Raw genomic sequence first — 16,576 nt, forward strand, 5'->3', positions numbered from 1 at the left:
TACTATATTTCATAGCGTTATGCATTAGTTCTTTAACACCAAAAGCATTTGCGCAATGAATAAAAGGGCGAGGGGGATCATACTATTTCAGGAAGTTTGGATATGGTTGAAATGCACTGCCACATATTATCCGGTCTGGATGATGGTCCTGTTCGAATGGAGCAGTCCGTTGCGATGGCTGAGAAGGCGGCAGCCTCAGGAATTACCTCCATTATTGCTACTCCGCATCACCTGAACGGGCAATACAACAATGAACCGATGGTGGTCAATCAGGCCGTGAACCTGCTTCATGCAGAACTTCGCAAACGTAATATTCGCCTGGAGATCCGTCCCGGACAGGAGATCAGGGTGCATGACAACCTGATTGGAGACTTATATGCAGGGAAGTGCTGCACACTCGCCGGAAGTCGTTACATGTTGCTGGAACTGCCCTTTGGTCATATTCCCTCACAGTTCCCCAGGATACTGCATGAATTACGAATAGCGGGAATTACCCCTATTATTGCTCATCCGGAACGCAATCGTGTCATTTTGAAGAAGCCAAAGCTGTTGGCTGATTATTTGAGTCAAGGTGGGTTATGTCAGCTCACGGCTCAATCTTTCACAGGGCTTTTCGGTCGAAAAGTTCGGCAGTGGTGTTTTCATTTTTGCAAAGAAAACGGGTTTCATTTCATTTCATCAGATGCGCATGATACGTGCAAAAGGACGTTTGCCATAAGTGAAGGAGAGCGAGTCATCGAGCGTCGATTCGGAGCAGAAGCCGTCAAAAAGCTGGCAGAGAATGCATCCCACATTCTATCGAATTCGAGCCTGGTCACAGAACGCTGGAAACCTCGCAAATGGTTGCTGTCCATCTGGTAGTTACATAGGTTTGATCACAACGTATAGGAGGAATGAAAGTGGAACTTAAAGGATATTTTCGACTCTTACAAAAGAAACTGTGGTTGATTGTTGCAATAGCTTTAATAGCCGGTGTGGGTGCAGGGGTCAAAAGCATTTTTTTCACTCAGCCCATCTATGAGGCAAGTTCCAAACTGATCGTGAACCAGACTTCTACCGTTCAAGGTCAGGCGATGATGGATTTCAGCATGATTCAAACCAACATCAAACTCATTAACTCGTACAGAGAAATTATTAAATCTTCCGCCATTATGGATAAAGTCGCTACCACGTATCCGGACTTGGGCTTAACCTCTGCTCAGCTCATGAATAGCACCTCCGTCTCTACAGCCAGCGAATCCCAAGTGATGAGCATAACTGTACAAGGGACTACCTACGAAAAAGCCGCGAAAACGGTCAATGCCATCTCCAACGTGTTCCAATCTCAAATCCCCCTGATCATGAAAATCGATAATGTGGCTATCCTCAGTGAAGCAAAAGTGGATAGTACCGTACCTCCAATCAATATGAAAACCACATTAAGCATCATTGTCAGCCTGTTCGCAGGTCTTGTGCTTGCGATTGCGCTCGTATTTCTGCTGGACTATCTGGACGATACATTCAAATCCGAAACCGAACTGGAAAAAGAGCTGGGCCTTCCTGTGCTTACAGTGATATCCAAAATGAAAAAAGATGATCTGAAAAATACGAAAAATTACGTATCTCAACAGAAAGTGGGGGATGGAAAATATGTCGCGGCTAACCAATGAAAATAACAGTCTGGTGACCTATTTTAACTCCAAATCTCAAATCTCGGAGGGATACCGTAAATTACGGACCAACATCCAGTTTTCTTCGATCGACAGTCATATCAAAAAAATTATGGTGGCTTCGGCCGAAGCCGGAGAAGGAAAGACCACAACCATTAGCAACCTGGCGGTGACCTATGCCCAGGAAGGCAAGAAAGTTCTGCTGATCGATGCGGATCTGCGTAATCCTTCTTTGCACCAGGTGTTTTCCGTACCGAATCATGTCGGTCTCAGCAGCGTGCTGTCCAATCAGTACAGTGTGGAAGAGGTGCTCAGTGAAAGTTATATCGACAATCTTCAGTTGTTTACGTCTGGCCCAATTCCGCCTAACCCATCCGAGATGATCGGTTCCAAACGGATGATAAAGCTGATTGAGGAGTTAGAGGATCAATATGATGTCATCATGTTTGATACGCCGCCGGTGCTCGCAGTAACGGATGCACTCATTGTGAGTTCGTTGTGTGATGGTGTGCTGCTGGTCGTGAACTCGGGCAAGGTCAAGAAGGAATTGGTGAAGAAGACCAAGGCTGCTCTGGAGCATGTGAATGCACGGATTCTGGGCGCGATCTTGAACAATATCAAAAACGCTGCAGTTCCGGTGGGCTACGGAGAGAAGTAAAACTTCCATCTGATGTTCCCGAAGAAACAGGTAATGTCTACTGCACCTTTATCACTGTAGGCACTCGGTCATGCTGTGGGTTCAATGAACCTTAGACGTTAATCGTCAAAGGTATGACGTGAGGACGGGTTAGATGCCCTGGTTCAACTTTTATCAAACTAAAAAAAAGAGGATAGGGTGGTATTTATGAAAAAAGTGAGAAAAGCAATCATTCCTGCAGCTGGACTGGGTACTCGTTTTTTGCCAGCCACGAAAGCGATGCCCAAAGAAATGCTCCCTATTGTGGACAAACCAACTATACAGTATATCGTTGAGGAAGCCATTGCCTCTGGAATTGAAGACATCATCATCGTAACTGGTAAAGGTAAGCGGGCGATTGAAGATCATTTCGACAACGCTTTTGAACTGGAACACAACTTGCTGGAAAAAGGCAAACTGGGCCTGCTTGAAGAGGTCCGCAAATCTTCTAATGTGGATATCCACTACATAAGACAAAAAGAGGCCAAAGGACTTGGTCATGCTGTCTGGTGTGCACGTAACTTTATCGGTGACGAACCTTTTGCCGTGTTGCTCGGAGATGATATCGTCGTATCGGAAGTGCCATGCACCAAACAACTGATTGATCAATATGATCAGGTTCAACAATCCATTGTTGGCGTACAGACCGTACTTGCTGAACAGACAGACAGATATGGCATTGTGGACCCGTTACAATCGGATGGCCGTTTGACAGAGGTTCTCAGATTCGTAGAGAAACCTGCCCAAGGCACAGCGCCTTCCAACCTGGCGATTATGGGGAGATACGTACTGAGTCCAGAGATTTTCGAACATCTGGAGCAACAGGAGATTGGTCAAGGGGGAGAGATTCAATTAACGGACGCGATTCAGCGTTTAAATGAGACACAAGGAGTGTATGCTTACGATTTCGAGGGAGTACGTTATGACGTGGGCGAGAAACTGGGATTCATTTTGACGACCATCGACTTCGCTCTGCAAAAACAGGAACTTAGAATTCCAATGCTGCAAGCTCTGCAACAGATTCTGGAAAAAGAGTCGGTAGAACATGCAGCCGGGGGGGAGTTTGAATGAGTCCATCTCCCCAAACGAAGGAAGCGGAGATCGTTATGGACCCAAGTCTGGGGTACAATGCATCAACGATGGCAGGACAAAATGCAGATAAAGTGTATCTATTTATGAAAAGAATGCTCGATTTGCTGGGTTCTTTCATAGGTTTGATCATTTTGTGCCCCTTGTTTGCGGTCATCGGAATACTGATCAAAATCGAGGCCCCGCAGGGGTCTGTTTTTTTTCGTCAGGTACGGGTCGGACAGAATGGGAAAGAGTTTCATATGTACAAATTCAGGTCGATGGTTGCGAATGCAGAAGATCTGCTGGAACAGCTGATTGACCAGAATGAAGTGAATGGGAACATGTTCAAAATGAAGAACGATCCCCGCATTACACGAATTGGCAAGTTTATTCGAAAAACCAGCCTGGATGAGCTGCCACAGTTGTGGAACGTGTTCCGAGGAGAGATGAGTCTCGTTGGACCCAGACCTGCTCTGCCCAGAGAAGTACAGAATTACACTTCGTATGACAGACAGCGCCTGCAGATGATTCCGGGATGTACGGGATTATGGCAAGTTAGCGGCCGAAATAGTGTCGGTTTTGATGAAATGGTAGAGCTGGATCTGACGTATGCCCGTGAGCGCAATATGATGGTGGATATCAAAATTATCTTCAGAACGTTCAGGGTACTGGTTGGTTCGAAGGATGCGTTTTGAAACACGATTCTGGCTTTGAGGTGGCATAGCAGATATGCAAAAGACCGGTATACTTGCTGCATTGAATATGAAGTCGTTTAATATCATTCTTTTTTCGCTGGTAGTTATCTTCGCAGCAATCTATCTTCCGCTAATCTCGGTTGTTGCACTCATATCTGTGATTCTGCTGGGCGTTTATATTAAACAGCCCAGCTGGATCTTTATGATTCTCATCGTAAGTTTTTCATTGTCTATCGATAAAATATTTAGCATTCACCTTGCAGGACTGGATTCGCTGTCATTCTACAAGCTGGCGATCCTGGGCTTCGTCGTCTCTCTTTTTTTACGCTTTGGTATTCGCAAAGAGATGATCTATCCTGCACTGGCGATCGGTTTTTTATTTGTGGAGAGTTATTTTCTATCGGACCTGCCGAGTAAGGTTAGTCCACTAGATCCATTCAAGGCATTTCTGGGCGTTATTGTTCCATTTTTGTTGCTGATGCCCCATTTTTCCCGAGAGATCAGCCAACGAATCATACGTGTACTCGCATGGTTGCCGCTGTTCAGTCTTGCTGGTGGTTATATTCTGCAACTGGCCGGCATATTGTCCATTACTAACCTGGAGATGTCGGGAGTAACCCGATTACAGGGAGCGAACATCGCAGCGCATCTGGCCATGTTGTGTTTTATCTCGATCTGCGTCTGTCTGATTCAGATCAAGCAAGGCCATCAGGTTGTTCTGTATTACATGCTTACCTTGACACATCTGGTCATTCTGGTCCAGACGGGAACAAGGGGGCCGCTTATTGCGCTGATTCCGATTATTCTGGTCTATCTTTTTGATCAACTGAAAGCCTTCATTAAAGGCAGAGTTAGTGCCATCATTCCTCTCATTCTGTTCGTTGTCGCTGTGGCCTATATGGTCATTGCGCAGTGGGACAATTATGAGATGAGGTCAGAGAGCAAGGGCTTGTCGGGAAGAGATGTAGCCTGGAATTATTTTATTGGCAAAGCGAATGAGTATCCGATATTTGGACGTGGGCTCGGCTCGACTCTCGTAGCCAATGATGGAAGTATCTTTTCTGGCTTCGTCGTTCCGCATAATGAATACATTCGTTTTTATTACGATGGCGGGTTAGTTGGAGCCATCCTGTTGTTTCTTTCACTGCTTCTGGTGTTCCGGGCCGTATACCTCCGATTGGGCGGCATGATCCGGTTGTATTTTGCCGGCATGATTATCGGTTTCCTGACGTATTCCTTTTTTGACAATACCCTGTCTACCGTTCATCTGATTGCTCCATTCTGTATCTTCCTGAACGCGTTATATGCTACGGGAAATGGAGTCCGTACCAAGTCAGGGATCGAAGCAAAAGTCGATGTACAGGTACAGCGAGCGAAGGACGTATCCTTTTCAAAGGAGATTAGAACATGAAGGTCTGTTTGATCAGTTCTACAGGCGGTCATTTTGATGAATTAACCAAAATTATTCCTGCAGTTGAAGAACATGATTATTTTCTGATTACGGAAAAGAACAAAAGCAGAAAAGTAGATTCGGCTCAAGGCAAAGTATACTTCTTAATGCAGCAAGAGCGTAAGAATGCGATGTTCCTACTAATCTTTATGGCTAACATTATCAAATCGTTCTTTCTATATCTGCGTGAGCGTCCAAAGGTAATCATTACGACAGGGGCAGGGGCTACATATCCTTTTTGCCTCATCGGTAAAATCTTCGGTGCCAAGCTGATCTACATCGAAAGTTATGCCAAAATCTATTCCTCCAGCGCAACCGGGAGATTGATGTACAAAATCTCGGATGAGTTTTTCATCCAATGGGAAACGTTGCAGGATAGCTATCCCAATGCGAAATACAGGGGGGCTTTATTTTGATATTTGCTATCGTTGGAACGCAGCGCTTTCCATTCAATCGGATGTTCGAGCTTATTGATGAGGCCATTGAGGCGGGAATTATTGAAGAAGAGGTTGTCGCCCAATCCGGATATACCGAGTATCAGCCGCGAAATTTCACTGTGATTCCTTTCCTCACGCAGGAAGAGATGAATGAATATGTGGAGCGAAGCAGATGCATTATTTCTCATGCAGGTGTCGGCTCCATCACGAATTCACTCGAACGCGGCAAGCCGGTTATCGTCATTCCACGCCGGAAAGAATGGGGTGAGCATGTGGATGACCATCAGCTTGAGATCTCCAAAGTTTTTCAGGAAAACGGCTATGTGGCCGTCGCGGAGAGTCAGGTTGAGTTGCAAAAGCTGATTCCTTGCATAGAGGAGCTGACGTTCCAGCCCTATGTGAGAAAACAGTCTGATCTGATCTCATCCATCAAAAACTACGTGAACAGCCTGTAAGAGGTCGGAAGATTAACCATGAAAAAAGGAGTCTATCATGAAACCAAAAGTATTGGTTGTTGGATCATCCTTGAAGGATATGGGTGGAATTGTGAGTGTCATCAAAAACATTGAGGAATCCTCCATCTCGGAAATGTATGCCATGCAGCGAGTCGAAACGTATATCACGGGCAGCGTGTTCTCACGGCTGCTTATTTTTATACGGGGATTTATTCAGTTTTGGATGAAGCTGTACACGTTCAAGCCGGATATCGTGCATATTCATATGGCGAACAATGGTAGCTTTTATCGGAAGTCACTATTTCTGCTAACCGCAAGAAAGTTGTTTCGAAAGTCAGTGATTCTGCATATTCATGCGGCCAGCTTTGATGATTTCTACAATCAATTTGCTCTGCAGCGCAAGTATTGTCACTACATTCTGAATCAGGCAGACAAGTTGATTGTCTTATCCCAGACGTGGAAAGAATACTTTGCTACGATTGTGCCGGAGACAGCCATTGAGGTTCTTTATAACGGGGTCTTTGTCAGAGAACCGTTTGCCAGAGAACAACAGGCAGCTGTTAATGCGCTCTTCATGGGCAGATTGGGTGAGCGAAAAGGCGTCTATGATCTGCTGCAGTCCATTCAGCAATTGAAGGCGCTGGGCGTTACAGCCACCTTCAATCTGGCGGGGGATGGCGAAGTCGAAGAAGTCAAAGCGCTTGTACAGCAGTATGGAATAGAGGATCGTGTCAACGTACTCGGCTGGATTAACGGAGAGCAAAAGGAAAAGCTGATGCGGGAAGCGGATCTACTGGTCCTGCCTTCTTATCATGAGGGATTACCTATGGCCATACTTGAAGCAATGAATTGTGGCTTGCCCATTATATCGACCACCGTCGGAGGCATCCCCGAAGTGATTACAACTGGTCATAATGGGCTGTTAATCGAGCCGGGAGATGTGCACGGGCTAACATCAGCACTGGAATATCTCATCACGGATGAAGAGGTTAGAGCAAGGATGGGTTCACATAACAGAGCGATTATATCTGATAAATTCGATATGAATCTTCTCGTAGGCAGATTGTCAGGAATATATGATGCACTTCAAGTGAAGGTATCCTAGTGAACAGGAAAAGGTGATGAAATGAACCCCTTGGTATCTTGCATCATTACGACCCATAACCGGGCCGAGTTATTGAAAAATGCGTTAAGAAGTGTGCGTGAGCAAACACATCCGTATCTGGAGATTTTCATTGTGGATGATGGTTCAGAAGATCAGACGCCGGAAATCTGTCAGGCTTGGACCCGGGAAGATTCACGGATTCGGTACATCCGGGTTCCGTTTCCCAAAGGAGCCAATCATGCACGGAATGTGGGGATATCCCATGCCAATGGCAAGTACATTGCATTTCTGGATGATGATGATGAATGGATGGCTGACAAAATTAAAACCCAGGCGGAAGTGCTGGAGCGCACACAGGAATCATTCACCTTTTGCAGCAAGTATCTTGCATACACGAACGAGCAGCATCAGGTGGTCAAACGGAAATTGTCGGTGGAACCTCGCGATGTTGTTCGGTATGAGGATCTGCTTACATTCAACTGGATCGGAGAAACGTCTAAAATCATGGTACTTACCTCACTGGCCCGTGAAGTTCGATTTGATGAGAATCTGACATCCGCTCAGGATTACGACTTTTATCTGCGCATATTGAAACGAGGCTATATCGCCGTGAATGTGAAAGAACCACTGGTGGATATCAACATCCATAGTGGACCACGAATTTCAACCTCTACAACGGCCAAGTACAAGGGCCAACGCAAGATTATTTTGAAATACTACAACGATATGTCCAAGGAACAGAAGCGCCGTCAGTTACACCATTATCGAATGCTCGAATGGTCGAGAAATACGCTTCGCAATAACGTTTATTTGAGAAAAGCACTGTCCTTGTATCCCTGGTGGAAAGATTGGGTGCTGCTCAAGCGTAATACCAAGATCATGATGCAAGGTTTTCTGATGAGATTCCATGCAAGACGCGCAGTTGGAACGTATACAGAGGAACCTGTGCGAATGAAACTAAAGTAAGAGGTGCCTGGATGGAGAATCCGACGGTGTATATGCTACCCAAGATGATTGAGAACAATAAATTCAACGAGCTGTTATCCGATTCCATTGAGAACAAGGGATGGGAAGTGAAGCAGTTTACCAAAAAAGATCTAATTAAACTGAAAAGAAATGATGTGCTGCATTTTCATTGGCCCAGCTTCTATTACAGAGGTTCATCCGTGCTGTCAACAGTGATCAAATCCATTCTGTATGTATTAATGATCTGTTTTGCACGCTTGCGCGGGGCTAAATTGTTCTGGACGGTGCATAACATCTGGCCTCACAACACCGGCAAGACGCGGTTCGATTATTGGATGAGAAAAATACTGGTCCGAAATTGCTCCAAGCTGATTGTCATGGGCAAACCCCTGATCTCCGAAATCTGTTCGACGTTCGGGATTGATTCCAGCCGGATCGAGGTTATTCCGCATGGACATTACAAGGGAGTGTATCAGGGAAAAGGCGTGAATATCCGTTCCCGGTTTGGCATCCCGGAGGATAGTTATGTGTATGCGTTCTTCGGTCAGGTCTCGCCGTACAAGGGCGTGGATGATTTGCTGGAGGCATTCAAGGTTCTGAACTCCGATCAAGCCCATCTGTTGATTGCCGGTAAAAAGGTGAAGGACTACGATCTCCGTGAAGAATTTCTCGAGAGCGGACATATCCATACCCATTTTCATTTTATTGAAGATGATGAATATTCGGACTATTTTGAAGCGGTGGATTCCATCATCCTTCCCTATAAACAGATTGCGACTTCAGGCAGCGCGATTCTGGCACTGACCTTTGGCAAACCGGTTGTAGCGCCAAGGATTGGTCTGCTGGAAGAATATCTGCCGGAAGATTGTGCAGTGCTCTACGAACCTTCCGATCCGGATGGATTGCTCAAGGCGATGAATATGATCCGGTTAAAGCAATCGGAGTTCCAGGAAGGCAGTGGTTTTGTCAAAGCGTTGGAGCGGCTGGACTGGCCAGTGATTGCCCAAAGGACACTCACCCTGTACTCCAGCTAGTACAGATGAGAGAGTGGACCTAATTCAAAAATATGGGGATGAAATGATGAAGGTAACCGTCGCAATCTGTACGTATAACCGTGCACATGATGCGGTAGAGGCCATACGAAGTGCAATACAGCAGAATTACGCAAGCAGCGACTACGAGATCATACTTATTGATAACAATTCGAAAGACAACACACGGGAAATCGTGCTTCAAACGATTTTGCAGCATGAGAACCATTCAATCCGGTATGTGTTGGAAGAAAAGCAAGGCTTGTCGGTAGCCCGCAATCGGGCCATTCACGAGGCGCGCGGCGAATATATCCTGTTTCTTGACGATGATGCCTTTGCTTGCAGGGACTGGATTCGCCAGATCGTCAGCGTGTTTGAGATGAGTGAGAGCATTGGGTGTGTCGGTGGCAAGATTGATCCGATCTGGGAAGTGCCAGAACCGATGTGGATTCCACCCGAGAACAGGTCACTGTTCACCATTCTGGATTTTGCAGATGAAGTAACTGAGATGAAAAGCCCTTATATTCCATTTGGTGCGAATGTGGCTTTTCGTTTATCGGTCTTCGATCAACTGGCTCCCTTTCGTGAGGACCTTGGCAGAGTGGGGAACAATCTTCTCTCCAGTGAAGAGAGTGAGTTAATTGCAAGGATACGCACGAAGTTCAAGGTATATTACACGCCGTATGGCGCTGTACAACATAAAGTAGCGAAAGAGCGAACGACGAAGAACTGGTTCCTGCGCCGAATCTATTGGCAGGGTGTGAGTGATGCCATTCGGGATCAGGATCGTGGTGTTGTGCGTACGGCCAAACATGGCATTAAGCTTGCGCAAGGGATCACAACGGCACTGATCTACATCTATAATACAGATCGGTTCACACGTCAGCTTGCCAAAGTATGTTACAGAAACGGCATGATCGTTGGGTCGCTTCGTCAAAACAGTAAGGGATGAGGATCGCTATGGCGCAAGTTGCACTTCGCAAAGTATTCAGAGGAAACGGCTTAATGAGTGCCATATTCCAGACAAGTGGAACCAATCTGCTGGTCATGACACTAACGATGCTGTCTTCCATTTTGACGTCACGCATGTTCGGCGTAGAGGGAAAGGGCGCATTCTCGGCCATCCTGTTCTGGCCTGCGCTATTAACCGGATTGGTCGGGTTCGGACTACCGACATCCATCATTTATAACATCAAACAAAGCGCAACCGAGAAGAGTGCCCAGTATGTGCGGTTAAGTTTTCTCTTTCAGGTTCCGGTGTGCATTATCATCGGTATAGTCGCCTGGTTTGGATTACCCTTCTGGCTCTCCAGCTTTCCGCCAGAGGTAGTACAGATATCCAGATGGTATACGATTGCTACCGTTCCTGTCCTCATTGTTATCAATCTCATATCAGCCCTCTCGCAGAGTCGGGAGAAATTCGCTGTATATAATGGCATTCGGTTAATGATCCCCCTGTTTAATGTAGGCGGGCTTTTTGTGTTATGGGGCCTGGGCATGCTGAGCATTCAGCTCGCGGCTGCGATCTATTTTGTAACAAGCTTCTCCGTGGTGGCGTGGGCTATCTATGCCAACCGTAATGAGTTGAGACTGAGATGGTTCAAGGATCGGGTGGACCAGAGTTCGGCCAAGAAGCTTTTCGGTTATGGAAGCAAGGTGTATGGCGTTGAATTGTTAGGAACATTGTATACCCAGTTCGATAAAATCATTATTTTGGCTTTGCTCACCCCGCGTGATTTTGGACTGTATTCCGTCGTATTCGCGTTATCGAGAATCTACAATGCCGTTCAAACGGCGATCAGCAATGTTGTTTTTCCGAAAGTGACCGGATTGCCTCAAGAGCAGATTATTCGAACAGTTGGCAGAGCCTTCCGTATCTCGCTCATGGTCATGATGATCATTGTGATACCCACCATGTTTGTGGGGAACTATCTGATGGGTCTTCTGTTTGGCTCTGAATTTCTGGAAGCGAGCGTTGCATTTTATATTTTGGCTGTGGAATGCATCATTGGTGGTGGCTCCTGGATTCTGGCTTCCGCATTCAATGCACTGGGTCGACCAGGGCTTGTGATGATCAGACAGCTCATTGCACTCTCGGTGACGGTGGCCTTGTTCTTCGTGTTCACCCCGCTATGGGGGCTTAACGGCATTGCAATTGCTTTGCTGATCGGGTCCATTGTACGAATGGTAGTCACTGTAGCCGCGATGAAGATTGTATTTAAGGTGAAGTTTGCCGCCATGTTCTATGACAAGGAAGATCTGCCGTTTCTCTATGAACGGTTAAACAAAAAAAGAAGAAGAGTCACCCAAGGAGGAGATGGAGATGCTGGGCACTAACAATATTCATCCAATGGAAGAGTTGAAGGGACATTTACGTCAGATTTTGAAGGTCATCCCACCGCGTACCGAAATCTATTATCTGGATTACCCGGTGCATAGCAATGGTGGCGACTTGTTGATAATGAAAGGCACTGAGGCTTTCTTCCGAGACAATGATATTCATGTACGTGCCAGATACAGCATTCTGGATTGCCCTTTGTCTCTCAAGGTTCCGGAGGGCATCACGATTGTGTTGCACGGGGGAGGTAACTTTGGTGACTTGTACCCTGCCCATCAGAAATTGAGAGAACGAATGATTGCCCAGCATCCCAATCACCGGATCGTAATTCTGCCACAGACGATGTTTTATAAGAGTGATATTGAATTGAAAAAGACAGCCCAAGTATTCAATCGTCATAAGGATGTGCACTTTTTTGTCAGAGATACATTATCTTATGAGATAGCCAGTAAAGAATTTCAACAAACCAATGTGTATCTATCTCCGGATATGGCACATCAATTGTGGCCTTTGAAGTCCAAGAGCCAGCCTACTGCAGAGATGCTGTATTTCTTCCGTAAAGACATTGAGAAGACTCAGAATCAGGTGCATTACGAATCCGTCAGTGGACCCAAGGCTACGTTTAAAGACTGGGAAACATTGTACAACCGGGTCGACCGGAAGATCATTCGCATGATTACATCCCGGTTGAAGTCAGGGAAAGGTAGCTCTTTCGCCCGCTGGTTGTGGTACAAATACTCTGATCGGATGGTACATACGGCCATTAAGGAATTCAATAAATACCAAACCATCACCACATCCCGTCTGCATGGACATATTCTGGCCTGTCTCCTGGATCAACCGAACATCCTGCTGGATAATTCATATGGCAAAAACTCGAATTATTATGCAGCCTGGACGAAGAGCAATCCAGCAGGAAGACTCGAATCCAATCAGACCAGCACATATAACAAGCAAACCGAGACCGGCAAGGGAGCAAGTACGGTTGTTCTCTCGGATGGTGCAGCCCTATGAGAAGTATTCTGTTATCTGGCGGTTCTGGCAAGCGTCTCTGGCCGTTGTCCAACGATTCCAGATCCAAGCAATTTCTTAAAGTGCTTCACGGGCCTGAGGGAAGTCCGGAATCTATGGTACAGCGAGTATGGCGACAGCTGAATCATGCCGGACTTGCATCAGAGGCGCTCATCGCAACCAGTTTGCCACAGGTGGAGATCCTGACTTCTCAGCTGGGAGACGATGTGAGACTGGTCGTGGAGCCTGAGCGCAGAGATACGTTTCCTGCGATTGCGCTCGCAGCCTCTTATCTGTATTCCGTAGAGAGTGTGAGTCTGAATGAGACGGTTGCAGTCTTGCCAGTCGATCCTTTTGTAGAAAAAGAATTCTTTGAGGTTCTGGCAACCTTGCCGGAGATGCTGGATAAGTCTGGTGCTGATCTGGCCTTAATGGGGGTTGTGCCGACGTACCCGTCAGAGAAGTACGGATACATCATTCCGCAATCCCTGTCTTCCAGTGAAAATAACAATGAATACATGAATGTAGCGAAGTTCCAGGAGAAACCCTGCGAATCCGATGCGGCCCTTATGATGGAGCAGGCCGCATTATGGAATTGCGGGGTTTTTGCTTTTAAGCTGGGTTATTTGATCAATCTGCTGATTGAGATGGAACTGCCGATTCAATATGACGAGATGCTGAAGCAATACGGAAGATTGAACAAGATCAGTTTTGATTACCAGGTGGTCGAGCGAGCCAATCAGATTATCGCCATTCCTTATAACGGCTTCTGGAAAGATCTAGGCACGTGGAACACACTCACGGAAGAGATGGGAACTTCGGTGGTAGGTAAAGGATGGATCACGGGAGATTCCCTGAATACTCACCTGGTCAATGAATTGAACATCCCGGTTGCGATATTGGGCTTGTCGGATGTGGTGGTAGCTGTGAGTCCGGATGGCATTCTGGTCAGTGACAAAGAGGCTAGCCTACGCATTAAGGAAATTTTGAAGAATGAGGACCAACGTCCCATGTACGAGGAGCGCAGATGGGGTTGCTACCGGGTGCTGGATTATACAAGAAACGAATCTGGCGGCGAAGTTCTCACCAAACGAATCTGCATTAGTGCCGGGAAAAACCTGAGTTATCAATATCATTTGCTTCGCAATGAGGTATGGACGGTTGTATCGGGAACAGGGGAATTGATTCTGGATGGGCAGAGCCGAATGATCGGGCAAGGAGACACGGTGGTCATTGATCGGAGTATGCTTCATTCGGTCAGAGCCGTTACGGAACTGGAGATCATCGAAGTGCAGATCGGCAGCCAACTGATTGAGGAAGATATCGTTAGAGTATCTACCGAATGGCAGGACATTGTTCAGACATATGTGAAGCACGCGTAACCAACACATTAGGACATGGGGGAGATTATGGAATGAATATTACGGTGATTGGCACAGGCTATGTGGGTTTGGTATCGGGCGTATGTTTTTCGGAACTGGGAAATAACGTGATCTGTGTCGACAACAATGTTGAAAAAGTGAATATGTTGACGGATGGTCACGTACCTATCTATGAACCGGGTCTCAAGGACATCATGAATGCCAATATGAAAGCGGGAAGGCTGTCCTTCACCACCAACATTCAGGATGCCATCAGTCGTTCGGATATTATTATCATCGCTGTCGGAACACCATCTTTACCGAATGGCGAAGCGAATCTAAGTTTTATTGAGCTTGTCGCGCGAGAAATAGGTTCTTATATGGATAATTATAAAATAATAATGACTAAAAGCACTGTTCCTGTCGGAACGAACGATCGCATTCAGGAATGGATCAGTAGTTTGACGAGTCACCCGTTCGACATGGCATCGGTACCTGAGTTCCTGCGGGAAGGCACTGCTGTGCAGGACACACTGTATCCTGACCGGATAGTCATTGGGACACATAGCGATCGGGCAGTTGCCACGTTGAAAGAGCTGCATCAGCCATTAACCGATCAGATTATTGTTACGGATATTCGCTCGGCCGAAATGATTAAATATGCATCCAACGCTTTCCTGGCAACCAAGATCTCGTTTATCAACGAAATCTCTAACATCTGTGAAAAAGTAGGAGCAGATGTCAGCCGCGTTGCCGAAGGCATGGGATATGATAGACGAATCGGTGCTTCCTTTCTCAAGGCAGGCATTGGTTACGGAGGTTCCTGCTTTCCCAAGGATACACAAGCTCTAATTCAAATTGCAGGTAATGTGGATTATGACTTCAAACTGCTGAAGTCCGTGGTGGAAGTGAACAAGGATCAACGCTTCAACGTCATTCGCAAACTGGAAGACGCACTTGGTTCACTCGAAGGGAAGGAGATTGCGATCTGGGGACTCGCCTTCAAGCCGGATACCGATGATGTTCGTGATGCTCCGGCGATTGAGATTATACAGCGTTTGCTTGAGCAAGGAGCAGTGATTCGGGCGTATGATCCTATCGCGACCGAGAACTTCCGCAAAGAGGTGGATTCCCCATCAATTACGTGGGAAGATCGTGCCATGAACGCGGCGGAAGGCGCTGATGCGCTCTGTGTCCTGACCGAGTGGAAAGAGTTCATGGAGGTTAATCTAACTGATTTGGCAGCGCATATGAATCAACCCATTCTCATTGATGGAAGAAACATCTACGGAGAAGAACAGATCAAAGACACGTCCTTTCAATACTACTCCGTCGGTCGTCCGGGTCTAACCAATATCGATGGAAGAAAAACGGCAGTCATCTGACGGAGGCCATAACATGAGACGCGGGATCAAAATAACATTAGGTGCCATTTCCCTTGTTGCAGTTGTCATGATTGGATATTCGGTGTATCTGTATCTGCATGTCAAATCAGCGGCGGATCAAATGTATGAACCCCGGGAACCCATCAAGCAGGTATCCATTGTAGACCAGAGGGGCGGGGGCGATTTCCCTGTGGACATGGAGAATGAAGAACCTTTCAATGCTTTGATCCTGGGTGTAGATGAACGCTCCAATGATCGGGGGCGCTCCGACACCATGATTGTATTGAGTGTTAACCCTGCGAAACAATCCGTACTTATGTTCAACATCCCCCGGGATACCAGAACAAGTATTGTGGGACATGGCACGGAGGATAAGATCAACCATGCCTATGCCTTTGGTGGCGTTAACATGTCTGTGCAAACAGTGGAACAATTGCTCGATGTTCCCATACACTACTACATGAAAGTGAATATGGAGGGTTTTGCACAGGTCATCGACATGGTGGGTGGTGTGGATGTGAATAACCCGTTTGCTTTTGACTATGAGGGCTATCGGTTCGAGCAGGGGAATATCCATTTGGATGGCGCAGCAGCATTGGGATTTTCGCGAATGCGTTATGATGATCCGAAGGGAGATCTCGGACGCAATGACCGTCAGCGGGAGATTATCAAACAGGTGTTGAAAAATACAGTTCAGGTATCCAACGTGTTGCAACTGGAGACGTTGCTGGACGAAGTCAGTGCTCATGTGAGAACCGACGTTACCTTTGATGAAATGAAGCAGATGTTCTCCAATTACCGGCCGGTGCTGGATCATATCGAATCTGTTGAGATTCAAGGCACGGGCAAGAAAATAGACGGAGTGTATTACTATATCGTGGAACAATCGGAACGAGACAGGATACATCAGATGATTGAACAACATTTAAAATGATCAGATAGGGCG

The 16,576-nt window shown here is 46.5% G+C and carries 17 protein-coding genes; all 17 read left to right on the forward strand.

Going from position 1 to position 16,576, the window contains the following annotated elements; translation table 11 throughout:
- Window positions 1-102 precede the first annotated feature (102 nt).
- The 17 genes from NYE45_RS06210 (at window position 103) to NYE45_RS06290 (ending at window position 16,564) form a co-directional block, all read left to right on the forward strand.
- Window positions 103-861 carry a CpsB/CapC family capsule biosynthesis tyrosine phosphatase gene (locus NYE45_RS06210; protein WP_062833036.1) on the forward strand — a complete coding sequence of 253 codons (759 nt, stop codon included), beginning with the start codon at window positions 103-105 and terminating at the stop codon, window positions 859-861.
- Window positions 862-893: 32 nt separating this feature from the next.
- Window positions 894-1,649 carry a Wzz/FepE/Etk N-terminal domain-containing protein gene (locus NYE45_RS06215; protein WP_340016052.1) on the forward strand — a complete coding sequence of 252 codons (756 nt, stop codon included), beginning with the start codon at window positions 894-896 and terminating at the stop codon, window positions 1,647-1,649.
- Window positions 1,630-2,307 (forward strand): CpsD/CapB family tyrosine-protein kinase, encoded by a 678-nt coding sequence (locus tag NYE45_RS06220; RefSeq protein ID WP_340016053.1) that lies wholly within the window; start codon window positions 1,630-1,632, stop codon window positions 2,305-2,307. The genes NYE45_RS06215 and NYE45_RS06220 overlap by 20 nt, the downstream gene beginning before the upstream one ends.
- Before the next feature lie 186 nt (window positions 2,308-2,493).
- Entirely contained in the window at window positions 2,494-3,396 is a 903-nt protein-coding gene (gene galU, locus NYE45_RS06225; RefSeq protein WP_340016054.1) for a UTP--glucose-1-phosphate uridylyltransferase GalU, read from the forward strand.
- Window positions 3,397-3,431: 35 nt separating this feature from the next.
- Window positions 3,432-4,091: a sugar transferase gene (locus tag NYE45_RS06230; protein WP_235599463.1), complete on the forward strand. Its 660-nt coding sequence runs from the start codon at window positions 3,432-3,434 to the stop codon at window positions 4,089-4,091.
- Window positions 4,092-4,125: 34 nt separating this feature from the next.
- A complete protein-coding gene (locus NYE45_RS06235; RefSeq protein ID WP_340016055.1) occupies window positions 4,126-5,502 on the forward strand; it encodes an O-antigen ligase family protein in 1,377 nt (458 codons plus the stop codon).
- Window positions 5,499-5,957: a PssD/Cps14F family polysaccharide biosynthesis glycosyltransferase gene (pssD, locus tag NYE45_RS06240; protein WP_340016056.1), complete on the forward strand. Its 459-nt coding sequence runs from the start codon at window positions 5,499-5,501 to the stop codon at window positions 5,955-5,957. Before NYE45_RS06235 ends, pssD begins: the two co-directional genes overlap by 4 nt.
- Complete coding sequence (gene pssE, locus NYE45_RS06245; RefSeq protein WP_169480186.1) at window positions 5,954-6,433, forward strand: PssE/Cps14G family polysaccharide biosynthesis glycosyltransferase; 480 nt, start codon at window positions 5,954-5,956, stop codon at window positions 6,431-6,433. The genes pssD and pssE overlap by 4 nt, the downstream gene beginning before the upstream one ends.
- A gap of 37 nt (window positions 6,434-6,470) precedes the next feature.
- Window positions 6,471-7,538 carry a glycosyltransferase family 4 protein gene (locus tag NYE45_RS06250; RefSeq protein ID WP_340016057.1) on the forward strand — a complete coding sequence of 356 codons (1,068 nt, stop codon included), beginning with the start codon at window positions 6,471-6,473 and terminating at the stop codon, window positions 7,536-7,538.
- Between the two features lie 21 nt (window positions 7,539-7,559).
- A complete protein-coding gene (locus NYE45_RS06255; RefSeq protein WP_340016058.1) occupies window positions 7,560-8,504 on the forward strand; it encodes a glycosyltransferase in 945 nt (314 codons plus the stop codon).
- Between the two features lie 11 nt (window positions 8,505-8,515).
- Window positions 8,516-9,538, forward strand: coding sequence for a glycosyltransferase (locus NYE45_RS06260; RefSeq protein WP_340016059.1), 1,023 nt, complete (start codon window positions 8,516-8,518; stop codon window positions 9,536-9,538).
- A gap of 46 nt (window positions 9,539-9,584) precedes the next feature.
- A complete protein-coding gene (locus tag NYE45_RS06265) occupies window positions 9,585-10,487 on the forward strand; it encodes a glycosyltransferase (RefSeq protein ID WP_340016060.1) in 903 nt (300 codons plus the stop codon).
- 8 nt (window positions 10,488-10,495) lie between these two features.
- Complete coding sequence (locus NYE45_RS06270) at window positions 10,496-11,872, forward strand: oligosaccharide flippase family protein (RefSeq protein WP_062833046.1); 1,377 nt, start codon at window positions 10,496-10,498, stop codon at window positions 11,870-11,872.
- Window positions 11,859-12,887 (forward strand): polysaccharide pyruvyl transferase family protein, encoded by a 1,029-nt coding sequence (locus tag NYE45_RS06275; RefSeq protein ID WP_340016061.1) that lies wholly within the window; start codon window positions 11,859-11,861, stop codon window positions 12,885-12,887. The genes NYE45_RS06270 and NYE45_RS06275 overlap by 14 nt, the downstream gene beginning before the upstream one ends.
- Window positions 12,884-14,266, forward strand: coding sequence for a sugar phosphate nucleotidyltransferase (locus tag NYE45_RS06280; RefSeq protein ID WP_340016062.1), 1,383 nt, complete (start codon window positions 12,884-12,886; stop codon window positions 14,264-14,266). The genes NYE45_RS06275 and NYE45_RS06280 overlap by 4 nt, the downstream gene beginning before the upstream one ends.
- A gap of 32 nt (window positions 14,267-14,298) precedes the next feature.
- A complete protein-coding gene (locus NYE45_RS06285; RefSeq protein ID WP_062833049.1) occupies window positions 14,299-15,630 on the forward strand; it encodes a UDP-glucose/GDP-mannose dehydrogenase family protein in 1,332 nt (443 codons plus the stop codon).
- A 13-nt stretch (window positions 15,631-15,643) separates the two neighbouring features.
- Window positions 15,644-16,564 (forward strand): LCP family protein, encoded by a 921-nt coding sequence (locus NYE45_RS06290; RefSeq protein ID WP_062833050.1) that lies wholly within the window; start codon window positions 15,644-15,646, stop codon window positions 16,562-16,564.
- Window positions 16,565-16,576: the final 12 nt, after the last annotated feature.

The sequence above is a fragment of the Paenibacillus sp. FSL K6-1318 genome, assembly GCF_037976905.1.
GTDB classification, from domain to species: Bacteria; Bacillota; Bacilli; order Paenibacillales; family Paenibacillaceae; genus Paenibacillus; species Paenibacillus amylolyticus_A.